At 66.7% G+C, this 15,531-nt stretch carries 18 protein-coding genes and 1 other RNA gene; 12 read left to right on the top strand and 7 right to left on the bottom strand.

Annotation, left to right across the window (positions count from 1 at the left end; translation table 11 throughout):
• Positions 1 to 166: a transfer-messenger RNA gene (ssrA, locus tag ABDV78_RS14215) on the bottom strand; the annotation flags it as partial.
• A gap of 36 nt (positions 167 to 202) precedes the next feature.
• Here ssrA and ABDV78_RS14210 point away from each other — a divergent pair.
• Positions 203 to 634 (top strand): Rrf2 family transcriptional regulator, encoded by a 432-nt coding sequence (locus tag ABDV78_RS14210; RefSeq protein ID WP_343528051.1) that lies wholly within the window; start codon positions 203 to 205, stop codon positions 632 to 634.
• A 153-nt stretch (positions 635 to 787) separates the two neighbouring features.
• On the opposite strand, the gene mscL is transcribed toward ABDV78_RS14210, so the two are convergent.
• Positions 788 to 1,240 (bottom strand): large conductance mechanosensitive channel protein MscL, encoded by a 453-nt coding sequence (mscL, locus tag ABDV78_RS14205; protein WP_343528049.1) that lies wholly within the window; start codon positions 1,238 to 1,240, stop codon positions 788 to 790.
• Between the two features lie 108 nt (positions 1,241 to 1,348).
• Between mscL and ABDV78_RS14200 the strand changes: the two genes are divergently transcribed.
• From ABDV78_RS14200 to ABDV78_RS14185, 4 genes are read left to right on the top strand one after another with little or no spacing between them, the layout of a single operon-like run.
• Positions 1,349 to 1,942: a LemA family protein gene (locus tag ABDV78_RS14200; protein ID WP_343528047.1), complete on the top strand. Its 594-nt coding sequence runs from the start codon at positions 1,349 to 1,351 to the stop codon at positions 1,940 to 1,942.
• A 10-nt stretch (positions 1,943 to 1,952) separates the two neighbouring features.
• A complete protein-coding gene (locus tag ABDV78_RS14195) occupies positions 1,953 to 2,849 on the top strand; it encodes a TPM domain-containing protein (RefSeq protein WP_343528046.1) in 897 nt (298 codons plus the stop codon).
• Position 2,850: 1 nt separating this feature from the next.
• Positions 2,851 to 3,516, top strand: a complete 666-nt coding sequence (locus tag ABDV78_RS14190) for a hypothetical protein (RefSeq protein ID WP_343528045.1) — start codon at positions 2,851 to 2,853, stop codon at positions 3,514 to 3,516.
• Positions 3,513 to 4,046 (top strand): NUDIX hydrolase, encoded by a 534-nt coding sequence (locus ABDV78_RS14185; protein ID WP_343528044.1) that lies wholly within the window; start codon positions 3,513 to 3,515, stop codon positions 4,044 to 4,046. Before ABDV78_RS14190 ends, ABDV78_RS14185 begins: the two co-directional genes overlap by 4 nt.
• A 569-nt stretch (positions 4,047 to 4,615) precedes the next feature.
• Here ABDV78_RS14185 and ABDV78_RS14180 read toward each other — a convergent pair.
• From ABDV78_RS14180 to ABDV78_RS14170, 3 genes are all read right to left on the bottom strand, one after another.
• Positions 4,616 to 4,897, bottom strand: coding sequence for an ETC complex I subunit (locus ABDV78_RS14180; RefSeq protein WP_007406935.1), 282 nt, complete (start codon positions 4,895 to 4,897; stop codon positions 4,616 to 4,618).
• Between the two features lie 12 nt (positions 4,898 to 4,909).
• On the bottom strand, positions 4,910 to 7,360 hold the full coding sequence (gene hrpB, locus ABDV78_RS14175) for an ATP-dependent helicase HrpB (RefSeq protein ID WP_343528043.1): 2,451 nt from the start codon (positions 7,358 to 7,360) through the stop codon (positions 4,910 to 4,912).
• A gap of 96 nt (positions 7,361 to 7,456) precedes the next feature.
• Entirely contained in the window at positions 7,457 to 8,467 is a 1,011-nt protein-coding gene (locus ABDV78_RS14170) for a polyprenyl synthetase family protein (protein ID WP_343528042.1), read from the bottom strand.
• 109 nt (positions 8,468 to 8,576) lie between these two features.
• Between ABDV78_RS14170 and ABDV78_RS14165 the strand changes: the two genes are divergently transcribed.
• Together ABDV78_RS14165 and ABDV78_RS14160 are read left to right on the top strand one after the other, a co-directional pair.
• A complete protein-coding gene (locus ABDV78_RS14165) occupies positions 8,577 to 8,855 on the top strand; it encodes a chorismate mutase (RefSeq protein ID WP_343528041.1) in 279 nt (92 codons plus the stop codon).
• Complete coding sequence (locus tag ABDV78_RS14160) at positions 8,855 to 9,526, top strand: thymidylate kinase (protein ID WP_343528040.1); 672 nt, start codon at positions 8,855 to 8,857, stop codon at positions 9,524 to 9,526. The genes ABDV78_RS14165 and ABDV78_RS14160 overlap by 1 nt, the downstream gene beginning before the upstream one ends.
• Positions 9,527 to 9,750: 224 nt before the next feature.
• Here the strand turns inward: ABDV78_RS14160 and ABDV78_RS14155 are convergent, their stop codons facing one another.
• Both ABDV78_RS14155 and ABDV78_RS14150 read right to left on the bottom strand, forming a co-directional pair.
• Positions 9,751 to 10,344 carry an NADPH-dependent FMN reductase gene (locus ABDV78_RS14155; protein WP_343528039.1) on the bottom strand — a complete coding sequence of 198 codons (594 nt, stop codon included), beginning with the start codon at positions 10,342 to 10,344 and terminating at the stop codon, positions 9,751 to 9,753.
• A gap of 116 nt (positions 10,345 to 10,460) precedes the next feature.
• Positions 10,461 to 11,171 (bottom strand): hypothetical protein, encoded by a 711-nt coding sequence (locus tag ABDV78_RS14150; RefSeq protein ID WP_343528037.1) that lies wholly within the window; start codon positions 11,169 to 11,171, stop codon positions 10,461 to 10,463.
• 384 nt (positions 11,172 to 11,555) lie between these two features.
• Here ABDV78_RS14150 and ABDV78_RS14145 point away from each other — a divergent pair, with 384 nt between their 5' ends.
• The 5 genes from ABDV78_RS14145 to rplK all read left to right on the top strand — a co-directional run bounded on the left by ABDV78_RS14145 (position 11,556) and on the right by rplK (position 15,529).
• Entirely contained in the window at positions 11,556 to 13,601 is a 2,046-nt protein-coding gene (locus ABDV78_RS14145; RefSeq protein ID WP_343528036.1) for a carbon starvation CstA family protein, read from the top strand.
• On the top strand, positions 13,598 to 13,780 hold the full coding sequence (locus ABDV78_RS14140) for a YbdD/YjiX family protein (RefSeq protein WP_076711492.1): 183 nt from the start codon (positions 13,598 to 13,600) through the stop codon (positions 13,778 to 13,780). Before ABDV78_RS14145 ends, ABDV78_RS14140 begins: the two co-directional genes overlap by 4 nt.
• A gap of 369 nt (positions 13,781 to 14,149) precedes the next feature.
• Positions 14,150 to 14,347, top strand: a complete 198-nt coding sequence (secE, locus tag ABDV78_RS14135) for a preprotein translocase subunit SecE (RefSeq protein ID WP_007407051.1) — start codon at positions 14,150 to 14,152, stop codon at positions 14,345 to 14,347.
• Positions 14,348 to 14,357: 10 nt separating this feature from the next.
• The gene (nusG, locus tag ABDV78_RS14130) at positions 14,358 to 14,894 is read left to right on the top strand and encodes a transcription termination/antitermination protein NusG (protein WP_175313196.1); all 537 of its coding nucleotides are present in this window, start codon (positions 14,358 to 14,360) and stop codon (positions 14,892 to 14,894) included.
• A 203-nt stretch (positions 14,895 to 15,097) separates the two neighbouring features.
• A complete protein-coding gene (rplK, locus tag ABDV78_RS14125; protein WP_007407063.1) occupies positions 15,098 to 15,529 on the top strand; it encodes a 50S ribosomal protein L11 in 432 nt (143 codons plus the stop codon).
• Positions 15,530 to 15,531 lie beyond the last annotated feature (2 nt).

Below are 15,531 nucleotides of genomic sequence, written 5' to 3'. Positions count from 1 at the left end.
TTCGGCCCCGTCAGAAACGGTGTCCAGATACACCACCTTTTATGGTGGAGCCGCCGGGTACTGCCCCCGGGTCCGCTGCGTCTATTACTCGCCGCAGTTTATCGTCATAGCCGGGTGAAACCCGGCACGAAGCGATATAGGAAGCCTCGGGCCTTTACGCAAATGCCTTTCGCTCGCCGCATTTTAGGTCCATGGGGAGCCCATGTTGACCCAGCGGTCCCGTTATGCGCTGCGCGCGATGCTGTTCCTGGCGGAAATGCCCATTGGCGGCCCGCCCACCTCGATGACTCGCATCGCGACCGAGGCGAATGTGCCGCGCAAGTTCCTGGAACTGATCCTCGCCGATCTGAAGGGCGCGAATCTGCTCGACAGCCAGCGGGGCAAGATGGGCGGATATCGCCTCGCCCGCGCCGCGCATCTGATCTCGCTGGGCGACATCATCCGCACGATCGAGGGGCCGCTGGCGCTGGTCCCCTGCGTCAGCCGCACCGCCTATCGCCCCTGCAACGACTGCAAGAGCGAGGCGGATTGCGCCATCCGCCACGCCATGATGCGCGTGCGGGACGAAACGGCGCGGATCCTCGACGGCACCAGCCTGGCGGACGCCACGGCCAAGAAGCTGGCCGCGGCCTGACATCCATCTCGCGACGCCACGCCGGTAAGAGGCCCGAGGCCCGTCGCGATGGAACGGCGAAGGCGGGACGAGCCTGCCTCCCATGCAACACGGTGACGCACCGCTGACCTGTTGGCACCCGGGCCCCGGCTTTCGCCGGGGTCGGGCCCTCCGTTACGAACGCCGCGCGCGCAGTTCGTCGCGGATCTCGCGAAGCAGCGCGATATCCGTCGGCTCGGCCTTGGGTTCTTCCGCCGCCTTGGCCTTTTCCTTCTCGAACAGGGTCGTCGCGCGGTTCACCGTGCGGACCAGCAGGAAGATGATGAAGGCGACGATGACGAAGTTCACCGCCTGCGTCACGAATGCGCCGTAACCGAGCAATGGCACCCCCGCCTTCTTCAGCGCGGCATAGTCGCTCAGCGATCCGGTGTAATTGGCCGGGATCGGCCCCATGCGCAGGAAATAGCTGGAGAAATCCAGCCCCCCGAAAAGCTTGCCGATGATCGGCATCAGCACGTCATCGGTCAACGAGGTCACGATCTTGCTGAAGGCCGCGCCGATGATCACCGCCACCGCCAGGTCCAGCACATTGCCCCGCGCGATGAAGGCCCGAAATTCCTTGAACATCGCCAACTCCCTCTATTCGACGAACTTTCAGGCTATCGTCGCTTTTGCCCTTCGCCAAGGGACACAAGCGTCTTATATGACCGAGACAGTTGACGGAGGAATATTCGAATGCGTCGTCCCGTTCTTGCCCTGACCCCGGTCGTGATGGCCGTCGCCCTGTCCGGCTGCGGCATGAACAGCGTGCCCACCGCCGAGGAAAATGCAAAGGCGAAATGGGCGGATGTCCAGGCCGCCTATCAGCGCCGTGCCAACCTGATCCCCAATCTTGAGGCGACCGTGAAGGGCGCCGCGGCCTCGGAAAAGTCGATCCTGACCGAGGTCGTCAACGCGCGCGCCAAGGCAACCTCGGTCCAGGTGACGGGCGAGGACCTGTCCGACCCCGCCAAGATGCAGCAATTCGCACAGGCGCAGGGCCAGCTCAGCGGCTCGCTGGGCCGCCTGCTCGCCAATGTCGAGGCCTATCCGAACCTGAAGAGCCAGGACAATTTCCAGACCTTCATGAGCCAGCTCGAAGGTACCGAGAACCGCATCAACATCGCGATCGGCGATTACAACAAGGCGGTGCAGGATTATAACACCCGCATCCGCACCTTCCCCGACGCGATCGGCGCCAAGGTCTTCTACGGCGCCAAGCCGATGACCCCCTATCAGGCGACGACTCCGGGAGCCGAGAACGCGCCGAAGGTCGATTTCGGTAGCTGATCGTCGCCTCATGACCCGGTTCACCCGGTTGCTTCGCCCGATCCTCGGGCTCTGGCTGATCCTCTGCGCCGTCCCTGTGATGGCGCAGACCTTTCCCAAGTTCGATGGCCTGGTCGTCGATGCGGCGAACAGGATCGACCCTGCCACCAAGGCGCAGATCGAGGCGAAGCTGGAGGCCCTGCAAAAGGATACCGGCCGCCAGTTGGTGGTCGCGACGATCCCCGACCTGCAAGGCTATCCGATCGAGGATTATGGCTATCGGCTGGGTCGCGCCTGGGGTGTCGGGCTGAAGGATGCCGATAACGGCGCGATCCTGTTCGTCGCCCCCAATGAGGGCAAGGGCCAGCGCGGCCCCAGGCTGGAGGTGGGACGCGGGCTGGAACCGATCCTGACCGACGCCTGGTCGTCGCAGATGATCCGCACGCTGATGCTGCCCCGGCTTCGCGAATCGAACGATGTGTCGGGGGCGCTGAGTGCGGGAGCGGATGCCGTGATCGCGCAGCTTCGCGCCTCTCCCGAGGAAGCGCAGGCCAAGGTCGCCGAGGCTGCGAAGCAATTCGATCGCCAGCATCGCCGGGGCGGCGGTGATTCCAACGGCTTTCCGATTCTGATCGTGCTGGTGATCTTCGTCGGCGGTTTCGTCGTCCTGACCATCCTGCGCCGCAAACAGGGCCAGCGTTTCCACGACGATGACGACGATGATCGCGGCGGTGGCGGACGGCGCGGCGGAGGCGGCTGGCCGATCATCCTCTGGGGCCCCGGCTGGGGCAGCGGCGGCGGCTCCGGCGGCGGCTGGAGTTCGGGCGGCTCGTCGGGCGGCGGCAGCGACGGATCGTGGTGCGGGGGCGGCTTTACCGGCGGCGGCGGGGGTGATTTCGGCGGCGGCGGCGCATCGGGGGATTGGTGAGATGTTGAGCGAAGCCGATAGCGATCTGGTGACCGCCGCCGTCGCGCGCGCGGAGACGACGACCGATGCCGAGATCGTCACCATCGTCGCCCCCCGATCGGACGAGTATCGCGACGTGGCGGTCTGGTTCGCCGCGCCTGCGATGCTGCTGGTGCCGCTGTTCGCCGCGCTGTTTCCGGGTCTGGGACTGAAGCTGCTCGCGCTGGTCCACGACGGATGGAGCGCGCCGGGCGAGGACCTGATTCTGGGCGTGCTGATGATCGCGCAAATTCTGGTCTTCGTCTTGGTGTTCGCGGTGCTCGGCCCTGTCGCGCGCCGGATCGCCCTCGTACCGCGCAGCATCCGCCACGCCCGCGTCCGGGCGCGCGCGGTGCTGTTGTTCCGGGTCTCCGCCGAAAGACGGACCGACAGCCGCTACGGCGTGCTGCTCTATCTCTCCGAGGCCGAGCACATGGCCGAGATCGTCGCCGACTCCGGCCTTACCGGCAAGGTCGGTCCCGAAACCTGGGGTCGCGCCATGGCGGTGATGCTGCCGCATGTTGCGCAGGGCCGTGTCGGCGAGGGCATGAGCGCGGCGGTCGAGCGGATCGGGCTTGTGCTGGCGACCCATTTCCCCAAGACGGCGGCCGATACCAACGAATTGCCGGACAGACCCATCTCGCTATGACCGATCCCCGTATGGATGCCCCCCTCGAAACCCTGGCCGAGGGTCGATTCCTGGCGCTGCGCAAGCGCGGCACCTGGGAATATGCCGATCGCCCGCGCGACATCCGCGCCGCCGTCATTCTCGCGATCGAGGACGGGCATATCCTGCTGGTCGAACAGTTCCGCGTTCCGCTCGGCGCGCCATGCCTGGAAATGCCCGCCGGGCTGATCGGTGACGACACCGAGGGCGAGGAGGTCCTGCACGGCGCCGCCCGCGAAATCGAGGAGGAAACCGGCTATCGCCCCGCCCGGATCGAGGCGCTGGGCGAATTCTGCTCCTCGCCCGGCATGACGTCGGAGCGCTTCACCCTGGTCCGCGCGAGCGGGCTGGTGAAAGTCGGCGCGGGTGGCGGCGATTCGGACGAGCAGATCATCGTCCACCGGGTAAAGCTGGCCGACATAGCCGACTTCGTCGCCGAGCGCCGCGCGGCCGGCGTCGTGGTGGATGCCAAGATGCTGTTGCTGCTGGGCGGCGGTATCCTGGGCCGTTGAGTTCACGCGAAGACGCGAGGGCGCGAAGAGAAGGTGTGTTCGCGCGGAGGCGCGGAGAACGCGGAGGGGGCGTGTCCGAGGGCACCGTCCCCCCTTCATCCTCGGCCGGTTGAAAGAGGATTTCGCTGCCGCGAGCGATCGCTCTCTGCGTCCTCCACGCCTCCGCGCGAGAAAAATCTCTAATTTTCTTCGCGCCATCGCGGCTTCGCATGGATCAAAATGCGCCCCGGCCCCGGCCGGGCAGGTCGGACCTCAACGGAAACTGGCCGCGCGCCGCTGGCGTTGTGTCTGTGCTGCTAGGCAGCGATATCCTGAGCTTTTGAGTTCGCGCGAAGACGCGAGGATGCGAAGAAAGGGTGTGTTCGCGTGGAGGCGCGGAGAACGCGGAGGCGACGTGTCCGGGGGCACCGTCCCCCCCTTCATCCTCGGCCAGTTGAAGAAGGATTTCGCTGCCGCGAGCGATAGCTCTCTGCGTTCTCCGCGCCTCCGCGCGAAAAACAGAATCCTCGCGCCATCGCGGCTTCGCGCGAACCAAAAAGCGCCCCGGCCTTGACCGGAGCGCTCACAGCTCAACGAAAATTGTCGGCGTAGCTCTGTAGCTTGAGCGTCTTTTGCGGCGTCGGCACGACATGGTGGTCGAGCCCTTCGCGCTGACAATAGGCGATCGCCTCCTCCAGCGTCGCAAAGGTCAGGCGCACCTGCTCGCGCGTGTCGCCGCTCCCGGCCCAGCCGGTCAGGGGATCGGGCTGTTTCGCCTCGGTCGGTTCGAATTCGAGTTGCCAGCGATCGGTCCGGTACTTGCCGGATTGCATCGCGTTCTTGGGGCGCTGGAAGATGCGAGCAGTGGCCATAATATGTGTCCCTTATCGCGAACCGGCGGCTCTTGCATCCGCCTTTTTCGTGCGCAGCGTCGCGGACGCCTCCGCGGGCGCGTCGGGCCAGGGATGGCGGGGGTAACGACCGCGCATTTCCTTGGCGACCGCCGCCCAGCTTCCCGCCCAGAAGCCTGGCAGGTCGCGCGTCGTCTGGATCGGCCGACCGGCGGGCGAGGTCAGGCTGAGGACCAGCGGGACGCGTTCGGTGCCGATCACCGGATGCGTCGCCAGACCGAACAGCGCCTGGACGCGGAGTTCGACGCGCGGGCCACCTTCGGCCGCATAATCAATCGCATGGGTGCTTCCCGCCGGGCTGGTGAACTGGGCGGGCGCGATCGAATCGATCCGCCGCTGGTCGTTCCAGTCGATCAGGTTGCGGACCGCCTCGGTCAGCGCGCCGGAAGCGATGGCGTCCAGCCGCCGCTTGCCCGCCACCAGCGCGGGCAGCCAGTCGTCCAGCCGTTCGATCAGCGTCGCATCGTCCAGCGCTACCCCCGCATAAGCCGCCCGCGCACGATACGCCCCCGCCCCGTCGCTCCACGGCAGCAGCGACAGGCCATGCGTCCGAACCCCCTCGACCAGCGCGTCGGCTATCGCGTCGGACGACGCACCCGAATCAGGGCCGCTCGACAGGCGCAGACCGCCCAGCCGCCGCTCGCGCAGCGTCTCCACGCCGCCGGTCGCCGGGTTGAAGGCAACGGTGCGCCGGGTCTCGATCCGGTCGGCGAACAGCGCCTCGATGGTCGCCAGGTCGAGCGGTGCGGCGGACAGGATACGCGCGCCCGACGCCGCGCCCTGCGTCTCCCCCACGGCCAGCCACTCCGACCCCGCCAGCGCCGATGCCGGATCGAGACGAAAGCCCCGCCCCCCGACGCTGGCCCAGTGCTCGCCGGTCGAATCGCGCCGCCGCGCCACCCGATCGGGATAGGCCAGCGCCAGGCACACGCCAGCGGGGTGATCCCATGCCTCGCGCTCGAGCGCTTTGGGCGCGAGGCTGGTCCAGCGCTTCGCCATACCCCGCGCCGCTTCCGCCTTGGGACCACGCTCGGTCCGCCAGCGGCGCAGGCGCTGCTCGACATCGACATCCTGCCCACCGATGCCGCGCTCGCCCAGCAGGACGGCAATCTCGGCCGCGGTGGAGGCCAGGCCCCGCTCGCCGCTGCGGATCAGCATATGGGCCAGGCGCGGCGGCATGGGCAGCACGGCGATGGCCTTGCCATGCGCGGTCGGACGGCCGGTTTCGTCCAGCGCTTCCAGCGCGGTCAGCCGGGCGCGAGCCTCGTTCACCGCCGCCTCGGGCGGCGGATCGAGCCACGGAAGCGCGCGCGGGTCGCTCACCCCCCACAAGGCGGTGCCGAGCAACAGCGCCGACAGGTCCGCCTCCAATATCTCGGGCGGATCGAAGCGGGGGAGCCCCGCCGTGGCGGCTTCCTCCCACAGGCGATAGGCGACACCGGGGGCCTGTCGCGCGGCGCGGCCCGCCCGCTGGGTCACGGCGGCCTGGCTGGCCCGCTCGGTCACCAGCCGGGTCATTCCCGCCGCACGGTCATAGCGCGGCCGTCGCGCCAGCCCCGAATCAACCACGATCCGCACGCCGTCGAGCGTCAGGCTGGTCTCCGCGATCGAGGTCGCCAGCACGATCCGCCGCCGCCCGTCCGGGTCACGCCGGATCGCCGCCCGCTGCGCCGCCGGATCGAGCGAGCCGTGCAGTTCATGGACCGCGATATCGGACGGCAGGTTCGCCAGCCGTTCGGCGGTGCGCGCGATCTCGGCGGTGCCGGGTAGGAAGGCGAGGATATCGCCCTCCATTTCCTCGCTCAGCGCACGCCGGATGGCGGAGGCGACCGAATCCTCGATCCGCGCCTCCGCCGCCCGACCGAGATGGCGCAGGGTCAGCGGATGGCTCCGCCCCTCGCTCTCTATGACGGGCGCATCGCCCATCAGGCTCGAGAAGCGGCGACCGTCGAGCGTCGCGGACATGGCGACCAGGCGAAGATCGGGGCGAAGCCCCGCCTGTGCGTCGAGCGCGAGCGCCAGGCCGAAATCGCCATCGAGGCTGCGTTCATGCACTTCGTCGAACAGCACGGCGGAGACGCCGTCCAGCTCGGGATCGGCCTGGATCCGCGCGACGAAGATGCCCTCGGTGACGACGGTGACGCGGGTCGCGGCACCGACCTTCGTATCCATGCGGGTGGCATAGCCGAAGCTGTGGCCGACCGGCTCCCCGGCCAGCGCCGCCATCCGCTCGGCGGCGGCACGCGCGGCGAGACGGCGGGGAGAAAGGAGCAGCACCTCGCCGGTACACCAAGGCTGGTCGAGCAGGGCCGGCGCGACAGCGGTGGTCTTGCCCGCGCCCGGCGGCGCCACCAGGACCGCATTGGGTGCCTCCGCCAGGGCGGCCAGCAGGTCGGGCAGGACGGCGGTGACGGGCAGGGTCATCGGAATGCGATACGGGTTTTGCCGGGCGGGGTGAAGAAGCCCCTCATCACCGACCTCGGTTCAGGCAGAACGGGAGATTCGGGGTGCGCCCCCTGCTCAATAAGCCCGCGCCACCGCGAACTCGACCGCCTCGATCATCGCCGCCTTGGCCGGGCCATCCGCGAATCCCTTGATCGCCTCGATCGCGAGGCCGCCATAGTGCCTGGCGCGGGCCATGGTGTCGTCGACCGCGCGACTCTTGCGAACGAGCGCGATGGCGTGGGCGAAGTCCTCGTCGGAGACACGCCGTCCCTCGACCGCGTCCTTCCAGAACCGGCGCTCCTCCTCATTGCCGCGCGCATAGGCGAGGATCACGGGCAGCGTCATCTTGCCCTCGCGGAAGTCGTCGCCCGCGTCCTTGCCCATGGTGCCCGCATCCGAGACATAGTCGATCGCATCGTCGATCAACTGGAACGCGATGCCCAGGTTGCGGCCATAGGCCTCCAGCGCCAGTTCCTCCGCCTCGGGCCGCTCGGCGACGACCGCCGAGATACGGCAGGCGGCGGCGAAGAGCGCGGCGGTCTTGGCGTCGATGATCGCCAGATAGCGTTCCTCGGGCAGTTCGACCTGCCGCACGGCGGTCAACTGGTTCACCTCGCCCTCGGCGATCACCGCCGACGCCCCCGACAGGATGCCCAGCACCTTCAGGCTGCCTGCATCGACCATCAACTGGAACGACCGGCTGAACAGGAAGTCGCCGACCAGCACGCTGGCCGGATTGCCCCAGATGATGTTGGCGGTCCGCCGCCCGCGACGCAGGTCGGAGCCGTCCACCACATCGTCGTGCAACAGCGTCGCGGTGTGGATGAACTCGACCGCCGCCGCCAGCACATGGTGGCTGGTCCCACGATACCCCAGCAACTGCGCGCTCGCGAGCGTCAGCATCGGCCGCATCCGCTTGCCGCCGCCCGAGATCAGATGTCCCGCCAGTTGCGGGATCAGCGGGATCTCCGATCGCATCCGGTCGATAATGACCTGATTCACGGCGTTCATGTCGTCGGCCACCAGCCGGATCATCGGGTCCAGCGAGGGCGCAGGCTTGGCGAGGCGGGTGGCGGTTACGGTCATGGGCAGGTAAGAGCCTCTGGCGACAACGCTTGCCGAACGCAAGCCTAAGCGCGAAAGGGCCGGCGCGAATTCATGTGCCGCGCGCATGCCAGAGGGAGATACGCCAATCATGTCCGACACCGTGCTGACCGGCTATCGCCAGTCGATCGACAATATCGACGCCGCGCTGGTCTTCATGCTGGCCGAGCGGTTCAAGGTCACCCAGGCGGTCGGTCGTTACAAGGCGGAGAATGAACTCCCTCCCGCCGATCCCGGCCGTGAAGAGGCGCAGATCGCGCGCCTGCGCCAACTGGCCAGCGATGCGCAGCTCGATCCCGAATTTTCCGAGAAATTCCTGCGCTTCATCATCGACGAGGTGATCCGCCACCACGAAAAGCTGCGCGGCTGATGGCCTTTCTTCTCGCGATCGAAGGAGCGGACGGCGCCGGGAAGGCGACCGCGACGGCGGCCGTCACCGAACGGCTGAACGCCGCCGGACTGTCGGCGGCCGCCCTGTCCTTTCCCCGTTATGCCGAGACGATCGGCGGCTGGGCGCTGGGCGAATATCTGGCCGGGCGCCTGCCCCATGCCGCCGCGCCGGAGACGGCGGCCACGCTCTATGCGCTCGACCGATTCGAATCGCGTCCGCATCTGATGGAGCTTGCCGAGCGCCACGACGTCATCGTCTTCGACCGCTATATCGCGTCCAACATGGCCTATCAGGCCGCCCAGGTCCCTGCTGAACAGGCCGAGGCGCTGCTGCAATGGATCGAACAGTTGGAGACGGTCCAGTTTCGCCTGCCCGCGCCGCATCTGTCGGTCTATCTCGACACGCCGCTCGACGTTGCGCGCGACCTGATCGCCCGCAAGCGCAAGCGCAGCTACACCGACGAGACCTATGACGCGTACGAGGCGGATCTGGGGCTTCAGGCGCGGGTGCGGGCCAATTACGCCGCCATGGCGGACGGCGCGATGCTGGGCGAATGGGCGACGGTATCCACCGTGGCGCATGGGGCCTTGCGGGATCCGGGCGAGATCGCGGACGAAATCGCGGCGCTCGCGATGGAGCGGCTGGGATAGTCTCTCCATTTCACGCGAAGACGCGATGACGCGAAGAATTTGATTTCGCGCGGAGGCGCGGGGAACGCAGAGAGGCATTGCGTGCGACGGCGCGCAGCCCTCTTATCCCCATCGCGCACGGAAGAATGGGGTGCATGAGCGGCCGGGCACAGGTTCTCCGCGCCTCCGCGCGAACCATTCTCCTTACCCTTCGCGTGAACAGATTCACGCCGGGGCGACGCTCTTCAGTTCGACGCGCGGATGGTCCCCGCCAAGGGTGCGAAGCGGGCGACCTGCTGGCCGACCAGCCGCAACTGGCCCTCCACCGTGGCATCGCCGATCCGCCCCTGGTCATCGAAGCGGGTATGTTGCGTGTTCACCGCCGCCGCAAAGGGCGTCGGCCAGCCCCGCAGCGCATGGACGATCGAGCGCAGCGCCGCGATGGTCGATCCCGTCGCCTGCCAGCCATAGGCGGTGGCGATCACCCCGACCGGCAGGTCCGCCAGATAGGGCCGTTCGTCCTTCGCCGTTTCCTCCAGCAGGTCGAGCGCGTTCTTCACCAACCCCGAAATGCTGCCATGATAGCCCGGACTGGCGATGATGATCGCCGAGGCTTGCCGGACCGTATCGACAAAGACCCGCTCCGCTTCGGTCCGCTCCGCGGTACGCGGATTATAGAGCGGCAGGCGCGCCAGATCCTCGCCACCGAAGACATGGGTGCGGAACCCCTCGTCGGCGGCGGCCGTCATCGCGATGCGAAGCGCGCGCTCGGTCGAGGAGACGCTGCCGATCGTGCCGCCGATACCGACGACGAGCGGGGATGAGGAATGACTAGCCATGTTCGCCTTTCACCCCGGACCGCGCGGCTGGGCAAGGATTAAGTTTCAGAACGGCACCTCCCGTCCATGCATTTGGGGAACCGCAGGTCCAGCGACACACCGGGGTTTTTGGGAGGCTATTTCGGGACCGCAGGCGGCGAGGCGCTGATCGGTCCGACCCAGAACACGCCGTCATAATCCGGGTCGGGCTGCTGTCCCGGCAAAGCGCCCAATGCGATGAAGGGAGCACGCTGGAGGTCGGCATCGGCCGTTGTCGGATGGGAGCCACAGTCGATATCGGCGTTGGTGATGGGCATATCGGGCTTCGGGACCACTCCCGGCTTCACGCCGCAATTCCAGAACGTACCTGCCGCCGATTTCATGTTGAGGGTGACGACATTCACCGACCGGCCGAGCCGCATTGCCATGGGCTCGAACGCAATGGGCGTGTAGGTTACGAGACGTTTACGGGCATGGGTGTTGCCCACCAGCACCAGCACATGATCATAGAGCCGCAGCGCGGCGGCCTCCCTGATATTCTCGGCTTGGGCGGCATCGTGCGGCCCCTGACCGGCCAAGCCTGCGAATTTGCGCTGTTGGGCCTCATCTTTCACGCCGCTAAACGCGACGATGTCGATCTTGCGCCCCGCCTGCGCCAGCCGGTGAAGCCGTACCAGCATGGCCAGCATCGCCTCGCTGCCGACACCATCGTCTCGCTCGGCCCAGCCCGCCTTGGTCAAGGCAGGAACGAACTCGGCGTCCGGCAGGGCCCAGGCCTTTTGAAAGTCATCATTGACGATCGAGAAATGCTCGACCGCAACCAACAGGCGTTCGCCCTTGACCGCCAACGCACACGCAACGTTCCCGACAAAGGCAGGTGATTCGCGGGTGCCATGCATTTCGCCAAAGACCACGAAGCGCGCGCCGCGCGCCGCAACCGCACCCCATCCTGGCGGCAATCGGCATTCGGATGCTTGCGTCGACTGCGATACCGACTCGGCACGACCCGCCGTCCAGGCGGCCAGCGAAGCCCATAGCCCCAGCATCATGACGGTCTTAAGCATATCGCTCCTCCCTATCGCGCCCCCTGGCTGGCTCAGGCGTGCGACATGCCGATGGGTTGACGCAAGTGGCGATATCCAACGCCACCCCTTGCGATTTTCGGGGCTGGCACGCTCTTTTCGGCGGGTTAGAAGGGAAATCAAAAGCATAACAAGAGGACCGGACGGGGCATGACGAAACACCTCCCCTGGATCGCGCTGGCGATCGTCGGAGCGGGCGCCTTGGGCGTGGTCGCGAGCGCTCGTGGCGAACCCATCAATGCGCTGTGGATCGTGGCCGCCGCAGTGTCGGTCTATCTGATCGCCTATCGTTATTATGCGTTGTTCATCGCGCGGGTGATCGGGATCGACCCCGGCCGCCCTACCCCCGCCATTCGCCGCGCCGATGGCCTCGACTATGTCGCGACCGACCGGACGGTGCTGTTCGGCCATCACTTCGCGGCGATCGCGGGCGCCGGGCCTTTGGTGGGGCCGGTGCTGGCGGCGCAGATGGGCTATCTGCCCGGCACCTTGTGGATTCTCGCGGGCGTGGTGCTGGCGGGCGCGGTGCAGGATTTCCTGGTGCTGTTTCTGTCGATGCGGCGTGACGGGCGCTCGCTGGGCGAACTGATCCGCATGGAGATGGGCCCCGTGGCGGGCACCATCGCGCTGTTCGGCGCCTTCATCATCATGGTCATCATCCTGGCGGTGCTCGCGCTGATCGTCGTGCGCGCGCTGGCCGAGAGCCCCTGGGGCCTGTTCACCGTTGCCGCCACCGTACCACTTGCGATGCTGATGGGCGGCTATACCCGCTGGGTGCGGCCGGGAAAGATCGGCGAGGTGTCGATCATCGGTTTCATCGGCCTGATCCTCGCCATCGTCTATGGCCAGTCGATCGCGCAGTCGGCGGTCCTCGCACCGCTGTTCACCTTCACCCCGGTCCAGCTCTGCTTCCTGCTGATCGGGTACGGCGCGGTCGCCTCGGTCCTGCCGGTGTGGCTGCTGCTCGCACCGCGCGACTATCTGTCGACCTTCCTCAAGATCGGCGCGATCGTGGCACTCGCCATCGGCATCGTCATTATGGCCCCGCCGCTTCGAATGCCCGCGCTCACCAAGTTCATCGACGGCAGCGGGCCGGTCTGGGCGGGGCCGCTCTTCCCCTTCCTGTTCATCACCATCGCGTGCGGCGCGGTGTCGGGCTTCCACGCCCTGATCGCCAGCGGCACCACGCCCAAGCTGATCGCCAGCGAGAAGGATGCCCCCTTCATCGGGTACGGCGCGATGCTGATGGAAAGCGCCGTCGCGATCATGGCGCTGGTCGCCGCCTCGATCCTCGATCCGGGCGTCTATTTCGCGATGAACGCCCCCGCCGCCGTGCTGGGCACCGATCCGGCCAGCGCCGCCGCCGCCGTGACCGCGATGGGCTTCCCGATCTCGGCCGACACGCTGGCGCAGGTCGCGCAAGACGTGGGGGAACATACGATCATCAGCCGGGCGGGCGGCGCACCGACGCTGGCGGTGGCGATGGCCGAAATCTTCAGCCACCTGTTCGGCGGACAGGCGATGAAGGCCTTCTGGTATCACTTCGCCATATTGTTCGAGGCGCTGTTCATCCTGACCGCCGTGGACGCAGGAACCCGTGCCGGGCGGTTCATGCTCCAGGACCTGATCGGCCTTGTCGTCCCCGGCTTCCGGGGATCGAGCAAGGTCGCGCCGGGCCTGATCGCAACGGCCTTGTGCGTCGCGGCCTGGGGCTTCTTCCTCTATCAGGGCGTCACCGATCCGCTGGGCGGGGTGAACACGCTGTGGCCGCTGTTCGGCATCTCCAACCAGATGCTCGCCGCGGTCGCGCTGATGCTGGCGACGGTGGTGCTGTTTCGGATGAAGAAGGACCGTTTCGCCTGGATCACGGTCATCCCGACCATGTGGCTGCTCGCCTGCACGCTGACCGCCGGATGGTTGAAGATCTTCTCCAGCGATCCGCGCGTCGGCTTCCTGGCACATGCCGAAAAATTCTCCAGCGCGGCGGCCGAAGGTAAGCTGCTCGCCCCGGCCAAGACCATGGCGGAGATGGGACGGATCGTCTTCAACGATCGGATCGACGCTGGGCTGTGCGCGATCTTCCTGGGCGTGGTGCTGGCGATCCTGGTCTATGCCGTGCGGACCTGCCTCATCGCCCGTCGCATCGACCGGCCGAGCATCACCGAAATCCCGCCCGAAATGGCGGCGGCCGAATGAGCTGGCTCGCCCGCCTGCGCGAGATCGGCAACGCCATGGTCGGGATGCCGAGCTATGACGCCTATGTCGCGCACATGGCCGCCAGGCACCCCGACCGCGAGCCGATGGACGAGGTGACCTTCTTCCGCGAACGGCAACAGGCGCGCTACGGCGGCAAGAATGGCGGGCGCTGCTGTTGATTCACGCGAAGCCGCGATGGTGCGAAGAAGGAAGAAACTCGGTTCGCGCGGAGACGCGGAGGCGCGGAGGTGTTGGACCCGGGCGACAGGCCAGCCATTTTCCAACGCCTGTCCGATCGCCTCCCGATCGCCGGGGGCAGGTCATCACCCTCTGCGTCCTCCGCGCCTCCGCGCGAACAAGACTCTTCGCGCCATCGCGGCTTCGCGTGAACAGAAAAGCCCCGCACTTGCCTTTTGAGCAAGCCACAGCTACATCGCGTGCCCATCCGAACAGCGCGGACGGACCTTTCGTCGCAGGCCCCTTGGGTCAGCGGCGGCGGACCCATGCCTCGCTGACAATATTTCAACGCAGGTGCGGGAACGGCACGAGTGGCGAAGACGACCCCCATCGAATTCTTCAACCAGGTCAAGACCGAGACCAAGAAGGTCGTCTGGCCGACGCGGCGCGAAACGGTGATGACCGGCGTGATGGTGGTCGTGATGACCACGATCCTGGCCATCTTCTTCCTGGCGGTCGACTCGTTCTTCGAGACGCTGGTCCGCACCCTGCTGTCGCTCGCGAAGTAAAAGGGTTCCCATGGCGCGCTGGTACATCATCCACGCTTATTCCGGTTTCGAAGGCAAGGTCCGCGACTCGATCATGGCCGAGGCGACCCGTCTGGGCCTCGACCATCTCGTCGCGCAGATCGAGGTGCCGACCGAGACCGTGACCGAAGCCCGTCGCGGCAAGAAGATCGCGGTCGAGCGCAAATTCATGCCCGGTTACGTGCTCGCCAAGCTCGATATGAACGACCAGGTCTATCACCTCGTCAAGAACACGCCGAAGGTGACCGGCTTCCTGGGCGCGATGGGCAAGCCGCAGGCGATCAGCGAGGCCGAAGCCACGCGGATGCTGAATTCCAAGGAAGAAGCCGCCGCCGCTCCGAAGCACAAGGTCAAGGTCGATTACGAGATCGGCGACGCGGTCAAGGTGCTGGAAGGCCCCTTCGCCAGCTTCAACGGCGTGGTCGAGGAACTGGATTTCGACAAGTCCAAGGTCAAGGTGTCGGTGTCGATCTTCGGTCGCGCGACCCCGGTGGAACTGGATTTCGAGCAGGTCGAACGCTCGAAGTAAGGCTCTTCGGATCGACGGAAACAGGGCCGGGGCGGCGACGCCACCGGCCCTTTTCGTATCTACTGCCCGATCTTGCCTTCCATCCCATTTTCCGCTATCGGCCCGCCCTTCCCTAGCATCATGCGACGGAACCCTTGCGGGAGGGTGCGCTGGCTTGTGCCTTGCGTGCCCGTCACGACCGCTAGACTCGAAAAGAGAGTGACATGGCAAAGAAGATTACCGGCTATATCAAGCTGCAGGTCCCTGCAGGCGCCGCCAACCCCTCGCCGCCGATCGGCCCGGCGCTGGGTCAGCGCGGTGTGAACATCATGGAATTCTGCAAGGCGTTCAACGCGCAGACCGGCGAAGTCGAAAAGGGCACCCCGCTGCCCACCGTCATCACCGTCTATGCCGACCGTTCGTTCTCGTTCGAGACGAAGACCGCGCCTGCGACCTACCTCATCAAGAAGGCCGCCAACCTGAAGTCGGGCTCGAAGGAGCCGGGCAAGGTGTCGGCGGGCAAGATCGCGCGCTCGAAGCTCGCGGAAATCGCCCAGGTCAAGATGAAGGATCTGAACGCCAACGACATCGAGGCTGCGACCAAGATCATCGAAGGCTCCGCCCGCGCGATGGGCCTCGAAGTGGTGGAGGGCTGATA

Origin of the sequence: Sphingomonas sp. (assembly GCF_039594485.1) — a bacterium.
In the GTDB taxonomy this organism is placed as follows: Bacteria; Pseudomonadota; Alphaproteobacteria; order Sphingomonadales; family Sphingomonadaceae; genus Sphingomonas.
This window is presented reverse-complemented; position numbering and strand designations above follow the sequence as displayed.